At 31.2% G+C, this 1,019-nt stretch carries 1 protein-coding gene; it reads left to right on the top strand.

Annotated features, from left to right (window positions below; all coding sequences use genetic code 11):
- Positions 1 to 135 precede the first annotated feature (135 nt).
- Entirely contained in the window at positions 136 to 888 is a 753-nt protein-coding gene (locus RM553_RS19435) for a hypothetical protein (protein ID WP_311536625.1), read from the top strand.
- Positions 889 to 1,019: the final 131 nt, after the last annotated feature.

Raw genomic sequence — 1,019 nt, 5'->3', positions numbered from 1 at the left:
ACGTATATCGCAAATGGCGGGTTTTGACAAAAAAGTATAATTTAGAAAACCAAGGAACAAAAGAGTAATCCGACAAATCCGCGTCCCAAATCCCGCTACTTGTCCATAACCGTAGCCGTTGTGCACAAATTTTATATGAGAAATTCAATTTACATTTCGGAAGTAATTCAATATGGTCCAAATTTAAAAGAAGATGAGATTTTAGGAATTTGTGAAAACATATCTCATTACTATAACTTAAAAAGTTTCAAAAAGACTGATTCGATCAAGAAGATTGCTTATGAAAATGAATTTGAAAATTTAAATAAAGGGAATGAAAGAATTATCAAAATGTCCAAAAGTAAGTATATAGATGACTTTTTCAAAAACGGATCTTTACAGTTAGGAACATTTAAATATTATCAACAATTTGATAATCCAGAAATTGGAGATAAGACAGAAGGTTCTTTCGTTGTTGTTGGACAAAATTCAAAATCTACCACCTTCGCTGTTGTAGGTGGTGGATTTAATAATTATATGTTTTGTGCCTATAATGGAGCTCCAAATCCAGAAGTAATAAATAAATTTGGTTATGATGATTATTTCGAAATTACTAATATTCAAGGATTCCGTGATGCAATAGCTAGAAAGTTAGAAGCTACTAATATACTATCCTCAAATTGTCTATATAGACAATTTAAAGTACTAGTGGGACAGACTGATGAAAATTTCAATTTACAAGAACTTTCTAACGCCTATAATTTAGTCAATAATTCAAAATACTTTATAAAAACAACAGATTTTGATCATCAAAATGAGTATAGAATTCTTTGGAATTTACCAACTGATTTAGAAGATAAACTTATTATTAAATGTCCCGAAGCAATTCAATATTGTAAAAGAAAATAAAATCAGTGCACAACAACGGTTCATCGCCAATAAGCGGCACCGTTAGAAAGAAAATAATTAACTTGACCAACAAACCAATACTAAGCCGACAATTCCGCGTCCCTTACTCCGCCAACTGGCGATAACCGAGA

The organism is Autumnicola tepida, from assembly GCF_031846485.1.
Taxonomy (GTDB): domain Bacteria; phylum Bacteroidota; class Bacteroidia; order Flavobacteriales; family Flavobacteriaceae; genus Autumnicola; species Autumnicola tepida.
This window is presented reverse-complemented; position numbering and strand designations above follow the sequence as displayed.

Bases quoted from the DNA above. Each gene is read 5' to 3' on its own strand.
- RM553_RS19435 (WP_311536625.1), top strand. From the start codon at position 136: ATGAGAAATTCAATTTACATTTCGGAAGTAATTCAATATGGTCCAAAT.